Here is a 16,674-nt window from a genome sequence, read left to right as displayed (position 1 = left end):
TATCAGTTGCCGCCAGTCAAACCGTACGTTGGTACCACACCGTTGACCAAAAAACTGGCAGTATTGCCCCAAGACGTAGATCTTGAGCAACTGTCGAAGATTGACCTCTACTTTCCACAAGGGTTGTATCCTTCGCTTGGTGGGAAGATCAAGTCATTCCGACATTCGCAGGTTATTCTGCCTCATCCATCTAAGCGACTTGACCCAAGTGCACCACCCAAAGAAAAAGAAGAAGCGGTGGATGTGCCAGAGGTCGACGATGCCATCGAAATCGAACTCAGGGACAATGAACAATGATAGAAAATCGCCGATTGAAACCGACTTTCTGGCGACTCTTCTTTTTTGTGATTAGCCTTGCTTATCTTGTACCCGAGTCCATATTTAATGCACAACTGGTCAGCCTGATAGGTCTCGGGACGCCTGGGGAAAGCGAGCTTGAGCATCTTGAGATTTTTGGGCGCGCTATTTCCGGTGTGGGTGTGACTTTGTTGATTGCCGACTTGTTGCCAGCACGGTTCTACAAGAGTGTGACGCGAGGCTTGCTCGCCTTGTTGTTGCTGCTCGGTTTGATTTGGCCAACGGTGTTCTTTGGTCAAAAGTGGCTTGTGGAGCAGTTTCTTATCAAGCCATCGAGCGCTGAACAACGAGAGTATGCGGTATTGAGCGCCATATTGCGTGACGCCTTGGCACTCAATGCGATCAAGGTGACGGGCATTGAATACGATTCTGCCGAGATGCATCAGCCCGAGAATCTCACTTTTTTAGCACTTTTTGGTGGACTGCTTTATGCAGACGACAAGCTGGCGGAGAAGCTTATCCCCTATCAGGAAAAGATTATTCGTCGTTTCGTGGCAATGCGGGCCTATCAGAAATTGGACGACTATTATGCGCAGTTCACTCGCATGTATGAAGAATTGTCGAAAGCATATCGAGAGTACGCAAAGGCGTCGAATCAGTACAACGATACTTTGAATGACATGCCGAGACGGGAGCAGAAGTACTGGCAGGTGGTTGAAGATCATGTTCATGATGGCTGGAATAAGTACCAACAAGCCCAGAAAGTCTATCTGGCTCGAGCCGAGGCACGTGCACAAAAGTTTGGCCCGAAAATCTACCAGTATTTTGAGGGCCTTGCACGGTGTCGAAAGACATATTCGGGAGCCTCTCAATTTGCACGCACCAATCGGGCACGGTGCCTTGAGCGCAAGCAAGCCCACTACAAATCTGAGATAGTCAAGGCTGGGCTTGGCTATATTGAGCCGGATTACTGGTTGATTGTCGAAGACGTCAGTGCCTTGGAGAATGCGGCCAATACAATTCTCGGTGGCGTATTGACGGGTGGTGTGTCAACGGCACTCCAGTTGCTTGATGCTGCGACTGGTGGCGATGGCGGCATTAAGGATAAACGGTATAAGTACACAAACAATCCGGAGCACTACCGTCTTCGTTTTCTTGCTCATCCAAAATTTCAGTCTCAGTTTCAAAAAGAAACGGGCTATCCGATGAACATTGACGGCCTCAAGGCATTTCGTGCCCATCCAGTCATGCAGAGGAAACTTCGCGAGGCACTCAAGGGCAAGGGCGTGATATTGCCGGAAACGTGGCGTATTGAAGAGCGTCAAGCGTTCTCGCAGGCTGTGGTAAAGGCAGTGAAACGAGAAGCCGACAAGCGATGGAAAAGTGAAATGAGACGTCGTGGGCTGTCGTTGCCTCCAAACCTTGAATGGATTGAGTTTTAGCGCCACCGGAGTGTACAGAAGAAGATTGCCGAGAAGATGGGCGCTATGTATGTGACGGGGGGCAGGGCTGACTGGAACAAAAGAAATTTTGTAAGACATGTGCTGGCGCCAAACATTGCGCGAGAAACGAAAAAGTATCTTGCCATGATATCTGGTGCCCGCCCCCTGTTCGCAGATGGCGGGCGCTACGAGCAAGTGGGAAAGCAGGCATTGCGTTCGGTGGTCATTCCGCCGATATCCATGTCGCTAAGTTTATTTTTGATTTGTATGACACTGATTAAATTACCGCTTAAGGCGCTTGAGGTCTTCCAGCCACAATGGAAACGAAACACACGTAGGGGTGTCGTTTGGGGAATCAAGATTGTTCCACTCATATGTGTGCTGGCCTTGCCGCTGATTTTCGTTCACAACCGATACACGGAAGACAGTCAAAGCCCAGTCAACTTCTTTTTGCAGAAAGTCGATGAAACGAGCTCGCCGCTTTTTTCGTTTATGTTGAAATGGACGCTGCACACTCAGCCGCTGTTACAGCCACTTGGTGGCCGCCTAGAACAGCATACAGGCTTGTATCGTTCAGCCGGAGCTTTGACCCACAGATTAGCCGAGGTTGACAAAAGGGTTTTCGATTAGGTTGGGGTAGATTCGTGATAGGGGGCTGATTTTACAGTGACATTGGACTTCGGCGAGTTCCGCTCAACGCTGGGACAAGACTGAACGGAACTCGATATCACAACGCCTTAAGAAAATCTTGAATTTGTCGGGTAATGCCTTCGCTGTCGAGCAATAGGCGACGGTATATGTCGGCAGGATGACCATGTTCGACAAAACGATCCGGCAGGCCGATCAACAGCGTTGGCCGACTGATGTCCAATTCTGCCATGGCTTCGAGTACGGCACTGCCAGCCCCGCCGATACGAGCATTTTCTTCAACGGTGACAATGTATTCGTGCGTATTGGCAAGATTTTTGATGAGCTCGATGTCAAGGGGCTTGACAAAACGCATGTCGGCCACGGTGGCATTGAGGGTTTCTGCGGCCTCAAGCGCGTCGTGCAAGCGTGTCCCAAAAGAAAGGATGGCCACTTGTTCGCCTTCTCGAACCACGCGTCCTTGACCGATTGGGAGTGTATCAAGGTTTGGTTCAACTGGAACGCCGGCACCTGTGCCGCGAGGATAACGAACAGCGGCAGGCCCCGGATATTCAAGGGCAGTTTGCAACATTTTGCGGCATTCCGACTCGTCACAGGGCGCCATGCTCACAAGGTTAGGAATCGGACGTAAGTAGCTTAAGTCAAAAGCACCCTGATGCGTGGCACCATCCCCTCCAACAATGCCGCCACGGTCGATGGCAAAGGTGACGTCAAGATTTTGTAAGGCAACGTCATGGATGAGCTGATCATAGGCTCGTTGCAAAAACGTGGAGTAAATGGCCACCACAGGTTTCATACCTTCGCAGGCAAGGCCAGCGGCCAGTGTGACGGCATGTTGCTCGGCGATGGCCACATCAAAGTAACGATCTGGAAACTGTTCTGAGAAAGCAATCAAGTCGGAACCTTCACGCATGGCTGGTGTAATGCCGATGACTCGCTCATCCTTGGTGGCGGCATCGACTAACCATTGACCAAAAACGTTGGAGAACGTTGTTTTGGGTTTGCCGGCTGGCAGAGTCGGCTGTGACGGATCGAAAATCGGCACGCCGTGATACGCCACCGGATCGGACTCTGCGGGTGGGTAGCCCTTGCCTTTGACCGTGCCGACATGCAAAAGCTGTGGGCCTTTGAGGTGTTTCATGTTGCTCAGCGTGTCGAGCAGAGTGTCGAGATCATGGCCATCAATAGGGCCAATGTAGTTGAACCCCATTTCTTCAAATAAAGTGCCGGGCACAAACATGCCTTTCATATGTTCCTCAGCGCGACGAGCGAGCTCACGGAAACCAGACGGCAAACGGTCGAGGACTTTTTTACCGCCTTCACGCACCGTGGTATAGAACGCACCGGAAAAGATTCGCGCAAAATAGTTATTCAGACTGCCGACATTTTTCGAAATGGACATGTCGTTGTCGTTGAGCACGACAAGCAGATCCGCCTTGACGTCTCCAGCGTGGTTAAGGGCTTCGAAGGCCATGCCAGCGGTCATGGCACCATCTCCAATGACGGCCACATGCTTGCGGTCGATACCCTTTTGGCGTGCTGCCAACGCCATCCCGAGGGCTGCGCCAATTGACGTGCTGGAGTGGCCGACGCCAAATGTGTCGTATTCGCTTTCAGCGCGCGTGGGAAAAGGGTGCAGACCATCTGTCTGGCGAATGGTGTGAAGCCGATCTCGTCGCCCTGTCAGCACTTTATGCGGATAGGCTTGATGGCCGACATCCCAGACAATTCGATCTGCTGGCGTATTAAAAACATAATGCAAGGCAATGGTCAGTTCTACGGTGCCAAGGCCTGCGGCGAAATGCCCACCGCAGCCGCTGATGGTATCAATCAAATAGCCACGCAGTTCCGTCGCTAACTGCGCTAATTGATCGCGAGACAAACGGCGAAGGTCATCCGGTGTGTCAATTTGAAACAACAGTGGATATTTGTCTGATAAACTCATAGGCGGTTATGGACTTCAGTGGTCGCGCGTGACGACAAGTTCGGCAAAGTGTGCCAGCGTGTCGGTATTGTACGGCAATTGTGCCAATGCTTGTAGCGCTTCGTTGGTCAACTGTGCGGCTTTCGCCTTGGCGCCTTCGAGTCCAAGCAAATCAACGTAAGTTGTTTTTTGCAATTTCTGGTCTGTGCCGGGTGTTTTGCCGAGCCGCTCACTGTCGCCGATGACATCAAGAATGTCATCTTGAATCTGAAAGGCGAGCCCCAAGCAACTGGCATACTTATCAAGGCATTCCGACGCCTTGTGTGGAATTGGCGGTGCACAGAGAATGCCCAATTGGATGCTGGCCCGGATAAGCGCGCCGGTTTTTAGCTGATGCAGGTGTGCCAGCTGGTCTTCGGTCAAAGTTTGGCCGGAAGCTTCCAAGTCGATGGCTTGGCCGCCGCCCATGCCATAGGTGCCAGCCGCATGGGCAAGTATTTTGATCATGGACAGTCGTCGTTCTGCCGATACACTTGCCATTGGCTTGCTGGCAATCCATTCAAAAGCCAGCGTTTGAAGCGCGTCGCCAGCCAGGATGGCGATCGCTTCATCAAAGGCGCGGTGGCATGTGGGTTGACCGCGTCGCCAGTCGTCATCGTCCATGGCTGGCAAGTCATCGTGAATGAGAGAGTACACATGAATCAATTCGATGGCGGCGGCAGGGACGAGGGCATCGTCAAGTGAGCCACCCAGCATTTCGGCCGTGGCCAGTGTCCACGCCGGACGCAGTCGCTTGCCCCCGGCCAGCGTGCTGTAGCGCATGGCTCGATGAAGCCGTTGCGGCATCTCGGTTTCCAGAGGAAGCCAGGCGTTGAGTGCCTGCTCAACAAGGCTCCGGTAATCTTGCAGCGATTTATTCATCGGCATTGAATTGTTCCAGAGGGCTTTCTTTGATGAGCTGTTCGAGTTTTTCGACTTTGAGTTGAGCTGTCTCCAATGCCTTTCGGCACTGGCGTGTGAGTTGGACGCCACGTTCAAACTGTCGCAAGGCTTCTTCCAAGGGCAGATCGCCACGCTCCAGTTGCGTGACGACGTCTTCGAGCGCTCTGAGATTGGCCTCAAATGAGGCTTCGTTGGCTTGTTTGTTCATGTCTGTCGTCTGTCTGCTCTCTTGTGCTTCTTATTGTCGCCAAATTGGCGCCTAAAAGAAACAATATGTGGAACTTTCGAAAAAACAAATTACACTTAATGGCAGGCTGAAGGCGTGATTTTTGAAGGGCCATTATTGTGGATATCGCCACGCTGATTGGTGCACTGGGTTCTTATGCCATTGTGATTGTGGCTATGGTGCTGGCAGGAGGCATTGGCCAGTACATCGATGTGCCATCCATTCTGATCGTGTTCGTTGGCAGTCATTTCATCGTGATCATGAAGCATACCTTGGGCCAGTTTTTTGGTGGCTTCAAGGTTGGTATGAAAAGCCTGTTTTTTAAGTCTGAGAACCTCAATGACCTGATTGCCAAAATTGTTGAATTGGCCGATATGGCCCGAAAAGGGGGGCTCTTATCACTTGAAGGCGCTGACATTCCCAATCCATTTATGAAAAAAGGCGTTGGCTTGTTGGTCGATGGTCACAGCGCGGAAGTGGTCGAGACGATCCTGCGACAAGACGTCGCGTTGGCGAAAGCACGTCACGAAGAAGCCAGCTTGGTGTTCAAGAGCTTGGGCGACATCGCGCCGGCCATGGGGATGATTGGTACCCTTGTGGGCTTGGTCGGTATGCTGGCGAACATGGACGATCCAAAGTCAATTGGGCCTGCCATGGCCGTAGCGTTGCTCACAACCTTATACGGTGCGGTGATGGCCAACATGCTGGCCATTCCGGTGAAAGAGAAGTTAGAGCTACGCAACGAAGAAGAATCTCGCGCCAACAATTTGATTATTGATGGGTTATTAGCAATTCAGGCCGGGCAGAACCCACGTGTGATTGAGCAGATGTTGATGAACTATTTGCCCGAATCACAGCGTCCCAAGACTGAGTAGGTGTTGCGATGGCGGAACCGCAAGAAGAATGTAAATGTCCTCCCCCCGGATTGCCCGCCTGGATGGGCACCTTTAGTGACTTGATGTCGCTCTTGATGTCTTTTTTCGTTTTGCTGTTGTCCTTTTCAGAAATGGATGTTCTGAAGTACAAGCAAATCGCTGGTTCTATGAAAAACGCCTTTGGCGTGCAAAATCAAATCAAGGTCAAAGACATTCCAAAAGGGACAAGCGTGATTGCTCAGGAATTCCGGCCAGGCAAGCCGGAACCCACCATCATTGAAACCATTCAACAGCGTACGGACGAAATCACGAAGGAGTCATTGGATTTCGAGACACAGGAAGAGGAACCGCAGGCGCAGGATGATAAGGGAGAAAAAGGCGCTGGTGACGCCAATCTTCAGGAGTTGGAACTATCGTCTGCGGCGCCGACTGAAAAAACAGAAGCGTTGGCGAAGCAATTGGCCAGCGCGTTGAAAGAAGAACTGAATTCCGGGCAGATTGAAATTGAGGCGCATGGCGGCATTGTGGTCATTCGCATTCGGGAAAAAGGGTCGTTCCCTTCCGGCTCAGCAAGGTTGCGGCGGCAGTTTAAACCGGTGATTGCCAAAATTCGCGATATATTGGTCACTACCAAAGGGGAGATCCGCGTCGCCGGACATACCGACGACCGGCCGATTCGAACACCTTTGTATCCATCAAACTGGGAATTGTCCGGGGCCCGTGCGGCCAGTGTCGTGCGCGAACTGCTTAAGGGCGGCAAATTGGATAAGAAGCGGTTCAGCATTTATGGTTTGGCCGACACACGTCCACTCGTGCCGAATACGACGGAAGACAACCGCGCGCGGAATCGTCGTGTTGAAATCTGGATTGTTTCGGGCGATAGCTTGAAAAAACCTCGGAAGGTGATTGGCGTCGGTCAGGATGAAAAGACAGGAAAATGAAGCCATTGAGTTGGCCGTGGCCAGTTTATTCAAACGTGGCCCTGGCGCGTGTTGCTAACCTGATACAGTCAGGTCAGGTCAATCAGCTGGTATGCGATACGGTCGAAGCGCTCGAGTCTGTCTGGGCTTCTCAATTTGACTGTGACCATGTCATCGCGGTCACCAATGGCACGCATGCCTTGGAATTGTCGCTGATGGCCTTGGGGATAGGGCCGGGAGACGAAGTCATTGTGCCGGCCAGATGTTTTATCGCGTGTGCGACAGCGATCATGCGTGTCGGTGCTACGCCAGTCTTTGCCGACGTTGATCCGCGAACGCAGGGCTTAAATCGCGAAACAGTGGCACCATTGATTAACCGACGGACGCGGGCGATTCTCCTCGTGCATCTAGGTGGCCATCCTGCCTCACTTTTGGCTGACGTGGAATGGGTGCGTCAAAACCGGCTGATTTTGGTTGAAGATTGCTCACAGGCGGTCGGTGCTCGCTATCGGAATCAGTACGTAGGCACCTTTGGCGATATTGCCTGTGCCAGCCTATGCAACGAAAAAAACATTTCCGCCGGAGAAGGGGGGATAGTACAAACCAGCTCCGTACGTTTGGCGAACAAAATTCGACAATTGCGCAATCATGGCCAAAATCAGCACGGTGCTGGTCGGGCGGGCGAATTTATTTTTCAACGACGTATCCCAGGTTCGAATTACCGCTTGTCACCGCTTGCCGCTGCTCTGGCATTAGATCATCTTGAACAGTGGCCCGAATTATTTTCTCGTCGTGTTGCTATCGCCAGAGCTTGTCGAGCCGCCTTAGCCGAATCTCCATATTTTGAGGTGCCCGAGGTCATACCTGACGAGACACCGAGTTGGTATCGAGTGTATTTTGCCATTCGGCAAGATTATTGGCCGCAGCGGAGCAACCTGATTTCGGCCTTGCATAAGGCAGGTATCCCGCTGGCATCGGTCAGCTGCCCGGATGTACGTCTAGAGCCGATGTTTGACGGCAAAGTGACACGCGAACCATTGCCACACAGTCGTGATTTGGGTGAGGCAATGCTCGCGCTTCCCGCCTATCCAACGCTTTCTGATGAGGACTTAATGCGGCTTCTCGATAGAATCAAGGGCTTTAGGTTGTCTTCATAGGGCGAGATCAACCCATACCGGTGCATGGTCGGAGGGTTTAGCCATGGCGCGAATATCGTAGTCAATATCCGCCTGTTGAGCGACGTCAGCGAGCACTTTGGTGCCTAGAATGCCATCGATGCGCAAGCCGCGCTTGGGTTCACGCTCGAATCCGCGACTTCGGTAATCGAACCAGCTGAATTTGTCATTCTTGGTTGGGTGGATGTGGCGATAGAGATCCACCAGTCCCCAGTCAAGCAGTCGTTCGAACCATTCGCGTTCTTCGGGAAGAAAACTACACTTGCCTGTCCTGAGCCATCGCTTGGCATTTTCTTCACCAATGCCAATATCGATATCTTGTGGTGCAATATTAAAATCACCTAGTACGACAAGAGGGTGGCGACTGTCGTGGGCATCATGCAGCCATTCGGTGAGCGCCCGATAAAATCGTTCTTTGTGCGGGAATTTGACAGGATGTGCCCGGCTTTCACCTTGCGGAAAATAACCATTAATGACGGTCAGGGGCGAGCCATCGGGCATTTCATAGGTGGCGGTGATGAGCCGTTTCTGGGTATCTTCAGGATCGTTTGGCAGACCACGAATGACTGAGATGGGCGCCTGTTGACTCAAAAGTGCAACACCGTAGTGCCCTTTCTGACCAAAGGTTTCCACATGTAGCCCAAGTGCACGAACATCGTCGTATGGAAAACTTTCGTCATCCGCTTTGACTTCCTGCAGCCCGATGATGTCCGGCGAAAGTGTTTCCACCAATGCTTTAAGTTGATGAAGGCGAGCTCTTATGCCGTTAACGTTGAATGTGACGATGCGCATAGTCTACTGCTGGTTTCTAAGGTAAACGCAAATTCTAGTATGTCTTGTTCGATTCACCAAGGTCGAATTTTTTTGAGGCGGCGGATGTTTTTGGTGAATCAAGGTGAGGCCGGGTTCATGTTACACTTGGCCTCCATGAATTCGAAAGGAGATGTGTACCGTGACTGCTGTCACCTTCCTTGTCATCGGAAATGCGCTTTTGGCGGCGCTGCTCGTCTATCAATGGCGTACCACTGTGCGAGTGTCTCGCCAGCTTCGCAAGGCCGAGGCATCACTTGCAGAACTGAAAGAAAAGTGGCATGAGAGCGAGGTGAAAAGTGCCGAAGCAGTCCAAAAATCTCAATTTGAGATGGAACGTGCCGCAAAGTTAACCGAGGCGCTTGGCGAGTGTCAGGCAAAGATTGAGTCGTTGCTCGAGCAAAATTCGGAACTGAAAGCACGTTTGGCAGAAGTGACGACCGCCAAAGCCACTGAGCTGAAGGCAGCGCAAGAGAAAATCGAAATGTTGAGCCAGGCCCGGGAAGAATTGTCTGCTCAATTTGAAAAACTGGCCAATGACATATTGGAAAAAAAGACGTCGATTTTTGACAAGCGGCAACACGAAACCTTGGCGAATGTTATCCGACCATTGAACGAGCAGATTAAAGAATTCAAGCAGCGCCTGGAACAAGTACACAGCGAGGATCTGCAAGATCGGAATATGTTGCGCGGTGAACTGTTGCAACTGAAAGCACTCAACCAGCAAATGTCAGAAGAAGCTGAGCGATTGGTGAAAGCCTTGAAAGGCGATAAGAAGGCGCAGGGAACCTGGGGTGAAGTGGTTTTGGCGCGATTGCTTGAGTTAAGCGGGTTGCGCGAGGGAATAGAGTACTCCCGGGAAAAAACGTTGAAAGGCGAGACAGCAAAACGTTATCGCCCTGATGTGATTGTGCACTTGCCGGATAACAAAGATATCGTGGTCGATGCTAAGGTCTCGCTGTCGGCCTATGAGCAATACGTGGCGGCCAGTGATGATGAGAAGGTGGCGAAAAAGTGGCTGGATGAGCATGTCGCCGCCATTCGCAATCATATCAAGCGACTGGCGGAGAAGCGATATGAAATGCTTGAAAGTATTGCGACACTCGACTTTGTCTTCATTTTTGTGCCGATTGAACCGGCCTATTTGTTGGCCGTACAGCATGACCCTAACCTCTTCTCCTTTGCCTTTGAGAAAAAGATCATCCTAGTCAGCCCGACGACCCTGCTATCGACCCTGCGAATTGTGGAGAATGTGTGGCGTTTTGAGCGTCAAAACAAGAATGCGGAAGAGATTGCCAAACAGGCAGGCGCCTTGCTCGACAAACTGGCGGGTTTCGTCGAGGACCTTGAAAATGTTGGTAATAAACTGGATGCGGCAAGGAAGCATTGGCAAGAGGCCATGTACAAACTCAAAGACGGCAAGAGTGGAACGGTATTTCGACGGGCCCAAAAAATCATGGAATTGGGCGCCAGAAGCAAAAAATCGCAAGCATTCACCGCCCTTCCAGAAGCTGGGCAACAGGATGTTGAATGACAATGGGGCGTAAATCGCACTTTTGGCGCGAGTTGAAAAGCTGGGCAACACTGGCGTTCGCGCTGGGGGTTCTCGAAGGCGGTGTTGCGGGAGTTTTGGTTCGTCATCGGTTTGATGGCTTGGTGTCGAATGACCAATTGGCTTTTTTTGTTGCGTTGGTGGTTGGGGCGCCAACCATTGCGAATTTGGCCAGTCCGTTGTGGGCTTATCTCGAACAGGGGCGTGACAAGATCAAATTCGTCTCTTACCTTGGCATGCTGCTGTCGTTGACCGTCGGAGTCATGGCGATAGCCCCGAGGACGTCATTGGGCCTTGTGATGTTCTCGGTTGCGGTTGTGCTGGGGCGTTTTTTCTGGACAGGCATCTTGACGGTTCGGGCCACCATCTGGCGCGCCAATTATCCCCGCAACATCCGGGCTAAGCTGACGGGCAAAATGGCCATTGTGATGGCTGTGATTATGGCGACCAGCGGCGCATCGCTTGGTGTCATTAACGATACTTGGGCGAACTTGGTGCCATTTTATCTCGGAGCGTCGGCAGTGCTGGGTGCCCTAGGGGCTTGGGCGTACCGGGCAGTGCGCTTGCGTGGCGCGGACAAACTGTATCGTGCTGAGCGACGGCAGCGAAATGAAGACGGAGGCTTTCGGCTGTCGGTCATGTGGGAAATTCTTCGCACGGATAAGCTGTTTCGCAATTATATGATGGTTATGTTTGTTTTTGGGTCAGGTAACTTAATGTTTATGGCGCCAATGATTTTGGTGATGAACGATGCGATGAATATCGACTCACGCATGCAAATGCTGGCCACGTCTTCGATACCGCTCGCTCTGATGCCTTTTATGATTCAATGGTGGGCGAGACGCCTTGATAGGATGCATATCATTGAGTACCGGGCCTCCCATTGTTGGAGTTTTGTCATTGCCATTGGTTGTTTTGCAGCGACGGCAATCACAGGTTGGCAGCCCTTGCTTTGGCTCGCAGCTTTCTTGTATGGCATAGCGGTTTCCGGTGCAGTGCTTGGTTGGAACCTCGGGCACCTTGATTTCGCTTCGCAAGAAAAGGCGGCGCAATACATGACAATTCATATCACCTTAACAGGTATCCGAGGTTTGCTGATGCCAATGGTTGGCGTGGCGCTTTATCAATGGTTGAACCGAGGGGGAGAAAGCGGGGCCTATGCCTTGTTGTTGCCGTTTTTGTTAAACGTTGTTGGCGCTTTGGCTTTTCAATGGCTGAAGAAAAATTTCAAGAAACAGCGCTAGGCAAAGCGGAGGTCGTTCAGTAAACTGCCTACAAATTCGACCCAAAATCAATTCTTTCATTTATGCTGTCTATTGCATTGACGTTGGCCCTTTTGATGAGCATTGGCTTTATTTGCCAATGGATTGGGTGGCGGTTTCGGTTGCCTGCCATTTTGTTTTTGTTGATATCCGGTCTTCTGCTTGGACCGGTCACCGGATGGATTCAGCCGGACCAGCTGCTTGGTGATTTGCTGTTTCCAATGGTATCGCTTGGCGTCGCGGTCATCTTGTTTGAAGGCAGTCTTTCACTGAGGTTTGCTGAAATTCGGGGGGTGACCAAGATCATTCGAAACCTTTCGACCATTGGCGTTGTGGTCACCATGATGGGTTTAACCCTGGCAGCTCATTACCTCGCAGGCTTGTCCTGGAGTATTTCGGCGGTTTTTGGTGCCATTGCCACCGTCACGGGACCAACTGTCATCGTGCCAATGCTCCGGAGCATGCATACGACGTCCCGTGTTGCGAATATTTTGCGTTGGGAGGGGATCATCATTGATCCGGTGGCGGCATTATTGGCTGTGATTGTTTATGAGGCCGTGGTTTCTGGCCAGCAAACACAACCAATCTGGTCGTTTTTCTCTCTGGTAGCGGCAGGCTCCGTATTAGGCGGTCTTGGTGCACTCGTGATGACACAGGTGCTCAAACGGCATTGGGTTCCAGAATATTTGGCCAATTTTTTCGTTTTGAGTTTGGTGTTGCTCGTCTTCGCTTCTGCCAACCAAGTGGTCCATGAGTCTGGCCTTCTGGCGGTCACCTTAATGGGCATCATTGTGGCCAACACCAAGGATATTGCCGTCAGCGACATACTGGATTTCAAAGAGCATTTGACAGTTTTGCTGATTTCGTTTTTGTTCATTATTTTGGCGGCGCGCATGGATTTAAGTCTGGTGCGGCAACTTGGTTGGTCAGCGGCAGCAGTGCTGTGTGCTGCACAATTGGTGGTGCGACCTTTTAGTGTGCTGGCAAGCAAAATCGGCACGAGCATCAATTGGCGGGAATACCTATTGCTTTCCTGGGTGGCCCCCCGGGGGATTGTGGCGGCAGCCATTTCGGCACTGTTTGCACTTCAATTGACCGAACATGGTTTTGATGATGCCGAGTTGCTCCTGCCGCTCATGTTTACGTTGATTGTCGGTACAGTGGTGTTACAGAGCGCCACGGCAAGGCCATTGGCTAAGTGGTTGGGCTTGTCGCAGGCAGGGGCACAGGGCGTCTTTATTTTTGGCGCCAACAAGGTGTCTATCGAAATCGCAAAGGCCTTGGAAAAACAAGGGGTTGATGTGTTGATCGCGGATGATAGTTGGGCTGGCATACAGGAAGCGCGCATGCAGGGGTTGAGGATCTATTACGGTAATATTCTCAGCGAGCACGCTGATCTGTATTTGGATTTAACCGGGATGACCCGAATGTTTTTGATGGGGCGTCGGCCAGAGCTCAATACACTGATTTACACCCGTTACCGCCCGGAATTTGGTTCTCGACATATTTATGCCCTTAATTTGTCGATCAGCGGCGATAATATGGTGGAAAGCAAACGGCTGGTGGCTGATTTGCAAGTGCAGACACTGTTTGGTCCAGACATGAGCTGGCAGAAAATAGCGAGTTTGCTCGGACAGGGTGCCGAGATAAAGTGGACTCGCTTGACCGAAGAGTTCACTATTGAAGATTACCGGCGTCAATGGGGCAAAAATGCCTATCTCTTATTTGCATTCACTCCCGAAGGGCGATTGCGTGTGTATCGTGGACCAGACTCATTACCGCTGGGACCGGGATGGACGGTTGGCGCATTGGTGCTGGGAGCTCGAGAACAAAACAGTACAGGGAAAGAGTCTAATCATGACAAGGTGAAAAACGACGCCGAACAAAGCAAAGGATGAAATTGGTTAAAAAATAACCTATAATAGGAGGATTCCCACAATATGCGTGCGCGGAGGTGGCGATGGCAATCGATGCATTATCTGGTGTAGGTGCTGGTGTTCAAACCATTCAGAATGCACAGAAGCGGCTGGATGAGGCGGCTACAGTCATCGCTGAGACCAGTGCACAGTCTGAAAATACGGCGGTCAATGGACAGCAACAAAATGTTTCTGGCCAGACCCAGTTGACGCAGGCGTTGATTGAACTTGATCAGGCGCGGTTACAGGCGGACGCGGGCGGAAAAATCGTTGAAACCGAAAATCGGACGGTCGGCGCCATTTTAGACATTCGCGTTTAGCGGTAGGTGAGTTATGGAAGTGGTTGGCCATCCGGCCAGTCCTTCAGTTCATAAAACCTCGATTGCCCAGGGCACTTTTCGCCCAGCGCCGATGGTGGCCTCTGTTTCCTTTCGGACGGCACAAATCCCTGGTCGGGCGCCGTCGCACAATCCTCCCAGTCAGGCGACTGGCCAGGCGATGGAAAATGGCGATGCCAATGAGTCTCGTCGGAAAACATTGACCCACAGAGCTGACGAAGCAGGCTATGTTGACCAAGAAGATACGCAACGTTTAGCAGAGGTACAACAAGAGCTACGTCAGCTTCAAGCACGCGACCGAGAAGTTCGGCAACATGAGCAGGCGCATACCAGTGTTGGTGGCGTTTATGCCTCGGCGCCGCGCATGCGTTATGAACGCGGTCCCGATGGGCGATTGTATGCAGTCTCGGGTGAGGTGATCATCAACACTCAGGAAGTCCCGGGCAATCCGGAACGTACTATCGCAAAACTCGAAAAAGTCATTCAAGCGGCCATGGCTCCGGTCGACCCTTCACCGCAAGACATTCGAGTGGCAGTCAAAGCCGCCGCCAGCATCGCTCGGCTCCGTGCCGAAATCGCCGCACAAGCTAAAGATGACGAGCAGCCAAAAGAAGCGTCAAAGACTTACCCAAAATTGTTAGGCGACCGAGTCAGATTGGCTCTCTATGCACGGGGGAATGATCGCCAAACGGCGACACTGGGTGTGTCTGTGCACACCTAATCGTCCGTGACCACTGTGACACGAAAAACAACCCATGCTAGACTGAGTGCACGTTTTGCCATGGGTCATGAGCTGTGCGCCACATCATACGCTCTCCGTTAAAGTGGGCTGGGGGAAAATCGCGTATTATAGAGCATCTGCGTCAGCATTTGCCGGGCGGCCCGAAATTGGTTGAGCCATTTGTCGGTTCTGGTGTGGTGTTTCTGAATACCGATTATGACCGATACTTACTGGCCGACATCAATCCGGATCTCATTAACTTTTTTACAGTGCTCAAACACGAGAAGTCGCGTTTTATCGACTTTGCCAGCCAGTGGTTTTCTCCAAGCACTAACTGTGCAAAAGCCTACTATGACTTGCGTGAAGCCTTTAACCAGACGACTGATGCTAGACTGCGAGCGGCACTGTTTTTGTACCTCAATCGGCATGGATACAATGGGTTGTGCCGATACAACGCCTCTGGTCGTTTCAATGTGCCTTTTGGTCGTTACGCAAGACCCTATTTCCCGGCACGGGAAATGGAATTGTTTGCGCTGAAGGCACAACGAGCCGACTTTGTTCAGGAGGATTTTCGCAAGCTTGGCCGCCGGCTGCGAAAGGGACACCATGTCTATTGCGATCCGCCCTACGTGCCACTGAGCGCGACCGCTTATTTTACCCGCTATGCGACGCAGGATTTTGGCCCGGGTTGTCAGCAGGACTTGGCGAAAATGGCGCAATCCTGGGCTTCTCGAGGTGTACGGGTCGTCATATCCAATCACGATAATGCGGTCACACGTTCGTTGTACCGCGATGCACTGATCGAGAGTTTCCACGTATCAAGGTTCATTTCTTGCCAGGGCGCGCGTCGTCAACCTGTCAAGGAGTTGATTGCGCGTTATGAACCGATTGTGGAAACGAGTGCTTACAAAATTCGACAGATCTGACATGGTAATAGCGTTGGTCAGTGACCAGCGCTTTCAAGTACCGTATTGACAACAAATATTAAGGAAAGGATAAAGAGGATGACCAGCACAATGCCGACCATAATAAAGGATGCCGGATCACCCGATTGAAAATCACGTTCCAGTTTTTTTTCTGATTGTACGCCGAACATGGCGGCAAGCGCAGAAAGAATTACCTGTCCCAGCGTGAGTGACTCTGGGGGTTCTTTTTCCTTGTCGTGTTCTTGCGGAGGCCTATTTTGTTCGGACATGTTATTCATCGCCAAAATTGAAATACTCAAGCAAATCTAAAAAGTGCAAGCTGGGGATTTGATGTTTGGTGAATAAAGTCTGAAATTTTGTCAGCCAACTGACAGACCGCTGGCATTGGGCGTGAGAGACCAGGGGGATTATTTCGGAATCCAGAAGATACGCTGGTCGCTCACAAGTTTCAGAATTGCCGCCCAACAAGCAGAATCCGGCCAGAAGCACCACGACAGCGGTCACGCGTTTTTTGTATTTCATTGGCAACACCTCCGGCAACCACATTACCAAAATTCTACGATTTTGTCACTTTGTCTGACGCGATGAAAGGCTCGCCATCCCTTGGCGCTCGAATGTCTGCTGCCACCGTTCGGCAAATCGAATAATCACTTCCATCGCCTGTGCCGGTGTCAGGCGTGGATCAACCTGCGTAGTATAG

At 51.5% G+C, this 16,674-nt stretch carries 18 protein-coding genes; 12 read left to right on the top strand and 6 right to left on the bottom strand.

The features are described 5' to 3' along the window. From D6694_10465 to D6694_10455, 3 genes are all read left to right on the top strand, one after another. The coding region (locus D6694_10465) for a glycerophosphodiester phosphodiesterase (protein RMH40071.1) at positions 1–297 on the top strand (297 nt) is incomplete at its 5' end. After that, entirely contained in the window at positions 294–1,739 is a 1,446-nt protein-coding gene (locus tag D6694_10460; protein ID RMH40070.1) for a hypothetical protein, read from the top strand. The genes D6694_10465 and D6694_10460, both read left to right, overlap by 4 nt. Positions 1,740–1,775: 36 nt before the next feature. Continuing rightward, the gene (locus D6694_10455) at positions 1,776–2,369 is read left to right on the top strand and encodes a hypothetical protein (protein RMH40069.1); all 594 of its coding nucleotides are present in this window, start codon (positions 1,776–1,778) and stop codon (positions 2,367–2,369) included. A gap of 97 nt (positions 2,370–2,466) precedes the next feature. Here the strand turns inward: D6694_10455 and D6694_10450 are convergent, their stop codons facing one another. Genes D6694_10450 through xseB form a run of 3 tightly spaced genes read right to left on the bottom strand, consistent with a single transcriptional unit; the run spans position 2,467 to position 5,461 of the window. Beyond that, positions 2,467–4,332: a 1-deoxy-D-xylulose-5-phosphate synthase gene (locus D6694_10450; GenBank protein ID RMH40068.1), complete on the bottom strand. Its 1,866-nt coding sequence runs from the start codon at positions 4,330–4,332 to the stop codon at positions 2,467–2,469. Between the two features lie 15 nt (positions 4,333–4,347). Then, complete coding sequence (locus D6694_10445) at positions 4,348–5,238, bottom strand: (2E,6E)-farnesyl diphosphate synthase (protein RMH40074.1); 891 nt, start codon at positions 5,236–5,238, stop codon at positions 4,348–4,350. Continuing rightward, a complete protein-coding gene (gene xseB, locus D6694_10440; GenBank protein RMH40067.1) occupies positions 5,225–5,461 on the bottom strand; it encodes an exodeoxyribonuclease VII small subunit in 237 nt (78 codons plus the stop codon). Before xseB ends, D6694_10445 begins: the two co-directional genes overlap by 14 nt. Positions 5,462–5,598: 137 nt before the next feature. Between xseB and pomA the strand changes: the two genes are divergently transcribed. Genes pomA through D6694_10425 form a run of 3 tightly spaced genes read left to right on the top strand, consistent with a single transcriptional unit; the run spans position 5,599 to position 8,431 of the window. Next, positions 5,599–6,354 (top strand): flagellar motor protein PomA, encoded by a 756-nt coding sequence (gene pomA / locus D6694_10435; protein RMH40066.1) that lies wholly within the window; start codon positions 5,599–5,601, stop codon positions 6,352–6,354. An 8-nt stretch (positions 6,355–6,362) separates the two neighbouring features. Beyond that, on the top strand, positions 6,363–7,295 hold the full coding sequence (gene motB, locus D6694_10430; GenBank protein ID RMH40065.1) for a flagellar motor protein MotB: 933 nt from the start codon (positions 6,363–6,365) through the stop codon (positions 7,293–7,295). After that, a complete protein-coding gene (locus D6694_10425; protein ID RMH40064.1) occupies positions 7,292–8,431 on the top strand; it encodes a DegT/DnrJ/EryC1/StrS family aminotransferase in 1,140 nt (379 codons plus the stop codon). The genes motB and D6694_10425 overlap by 4 nt, the downstream gene beginning before the upstream one ends. Here the strand turns inward: D6694_10425 and D6694_10420 are convergent. Continuing rightward, positions 8,426–9,241 carry an exodeoxyribonuclease III gene (locus tag D6694_10420; GenBank protein ID RMH40063.1) on the bottom strand — a complete coding sequence of 272 codons (816 nt, stop codon included), beginning with the start codon at positions 9,239–9,241 and terminating at the stop codon, positions 8,426–8,428. The two genes, D6694_10425 and D6694_10420, sit on opposite strands and share 6 nt — an antisense overlap. Positions 9,242–9,392: 151 nt before the next feature. On the opposite strand from D6694_10420, the gene D6694_10415 reads away from it, so the two are divergent. The 6 genes from D6694_10415 to D6694_10390 all read left to right on the top strand — a co-directional run bounded on the left by D6694_10415 (position 9,393) and on the right by D6694_10390 (position 15,974). Beyond that, positions 9,393–10,793 carry a DNA recombination protein RmuC gene (locus D6694_10415; protein ID RMH40062.1) on the top strand — a complete coding sequence of 467 codons (1,401 nt, stop codon included), beginning with the start codon at positions 9,393–9,395 and terminating at the stop codon, positions 10,791–10,793. Further along, positions 10,790–12,055 (top strand): MFS transporter, encoded by a 1,266-nt coding sequence (locus tag D6694_10410; protein ID RMH40061.1) that lies wholly within the window; start codon positions 10,790–10,792, stop codon positions 12,053–12,055. The genes D6694_10415 and D6694_10410 overlap by 4 nt, the downstream gene beginning before the upstream one ends. Before the next feature lie 62 nt (positions 12,056–12,117). Beyond that, on the top strand, positions 12,118–13,971 hold the full coding sequence (locus D6694_10405) for a sodium:proton antiporter (GenBank protein RMH40060.1): 1,854 nt from the start codon (positions 12,118–12,120) through the stop codon (positions 13,969–13,971). Positions 13,972–14,033: 62 nt separating this feature from the next. Beyond that, the gene (locus D6694_10400; protein RMH40059.1) at positions 14,034–14,309 is read left to right on the top strand and encodes a hypothetical protein; all 276 of its coding nucleotides are present in this window, start codon (positions 14,034–14,036) and stop codon (positions 14,307–14,309) included. A 91-nt stretch (positions 14,310–14,400) separates the two neighbouring features. Beyond that, the gene (locus tag D6694_10395; GenBank protein RMH40073.1) at positions 14,401–15,048 is read left to right on the top strand and encodes a hypothetical protein; all 648 of its coding nucleotides are present in this window, start codon (positions 14,401–14,403) and stop codon (positions 15,046–15,048) included. 83 nt (positions 15,049–15,131) lie between these two features. After that, complete coding sequence (locus D6694_10390; GenBank protein RMH40072.1) at positions 15,132–15,974, top strand: Dam family site-specific DNA-(adenine-N6)-methyltransferase; 843 nt, start codon at positions 15,132–15,134, stop codon at positions 15,972–15,974. A gap of 17 nt (positions 15,975–15,991) precedes the next feature. On the opposite strand, the gene D6694_10385 is transcribed toward D6694_10390, so the two are convergent. Beyond that, positions 15,992–16,243: a DUF2970 domain-containing protein gene (locus tag D6694_10385; GenBank protein ID RMH40058.1), complete on the bottom strand. Its 252-nt coding sequence runs from the start codon at positions 16,241–16,243 to the stop codon at positions 15,992–15,994. Position 16,244: 1 nt separating this feature from the next. Further along, the gene (locus D6694_10380) at positions 16,245–16,520 is read right to left on the bottom strand and encodes a hypothetical protein (GenBank protein ID RMH40057.1); all 276 of its coding nucleotides are present in this window, start codon (positions 16,518–16,520) and stop codon (positions 16,245–16,247) included. Positions 16,521–16,674 lie beyond the last annotated feature (154 nt).

This window comes from Gammaproteobacteria bacterium (assembly GCA_003696665.1).
Taxonomy (GTDB): Bacteria; Pseudomonadota; Gammaproteobacteria; order Enterobacterales.
Note: the sequence above shows the minus strand (reverse complement) of the source record. Positions and strands in the feature narration are given on the sequence as shown.

Coding starts and splice junctions, on each gene's coding strand:
- D6694_10460 (RMH40070.1), top strand. CDS start 294: ATGATAGAAAATCGCCGATTGAAACCGACTTTCTGGCGACTCTTCTTT.
- D6694_10455 (RMH40069.1), top strand. CDS start 1,776: ATGGGCGCTATGTATGTGACGGGGGGCAGGGCTGACTGGAACAAAAGA.
- D6694_10450 (RMH40068.1), bottom strand. CDS start 4,332: ATGAGTTTATCAGACAAATATCCACTGTTGTTTCAAATTGACACACCG.
- D6694_10445 (RMH40074.1), bottom strand. CDS start 5,238: ATGCCGATGAATAAATCGCTGCAAGATTACCGGAGCCTTGTTGAGCAG.
- xseB (RMH40067.1), bottom strand. CDS start 5,461: ATGAACAAACAAGCCAACGAAGCCTCATTTGAGGCCAATCTCAGAGCG.
- motB (RMH40065.1), top strand. CDS start 6,363: ATGGCGGAACCGCAAGAAGAATGTAAATGTCCTCCCCCCGGATTGCCC.
- D6694_10425 (RMH40064.1), top strand. CDS start 7,292: ATGAAGCCATTGAGTTGGCCGTGGCCAGTTTATTCAAACGTGGCCCTG.
- D6694_10420 (RMH40063.1), bottom strand. CDS start 9,241: ATGCGCATCGTCACATTCAACGTTAACGGCATAAGAGCTCGCCTTCAT.
- D6694_10415 (RMH40062.1), top strand. CDS start 9,393: ATGTGTACCGTGACTGCTGTCACCTTCCTTGTCATCGGAAATGCGCTT.
- D6694_10410 (RMH40061.1), top strand. CDS start 10,790: ATGACAATGGGGCGTAAATCGCACTTTTGGCGCGAGTTGAAAAGCTGG.
- D6694_10405 (RMH40060.1), top strand. CDS start 12,118: ATGCTGTCTATTGCATTGACGTTGGCCCTTTTGATGAGCATTGGCTTT.
- D6694_10400 (RMH40059.1), top strand. CDS start 14,034: ATGGCAATCGATGCATTATCTGGTGTAGGTGCTGGTGTTCAAACCATT.
- D6694_10395 (RMH40073.1), top strand. CDS start 14,401: ATGGTGGCCTCTGTTTCCTTTCGGACGGCACAAATCCCTGGTCGGGCG.
- D6694_10385 (RMH40058.1), bottom strand. CDS start 16,243: ATGTCCGAACAAAATAGGCCTCCGCAAGAACACGACAAGGAAAAAGAA.
- D6694_10380 (RMH40057.1), bottom strand. CDS start 16,520: ATGTGGTTGCCGGAGGTGTTGCCAATGAAATACAAAAAACGCGTGACC.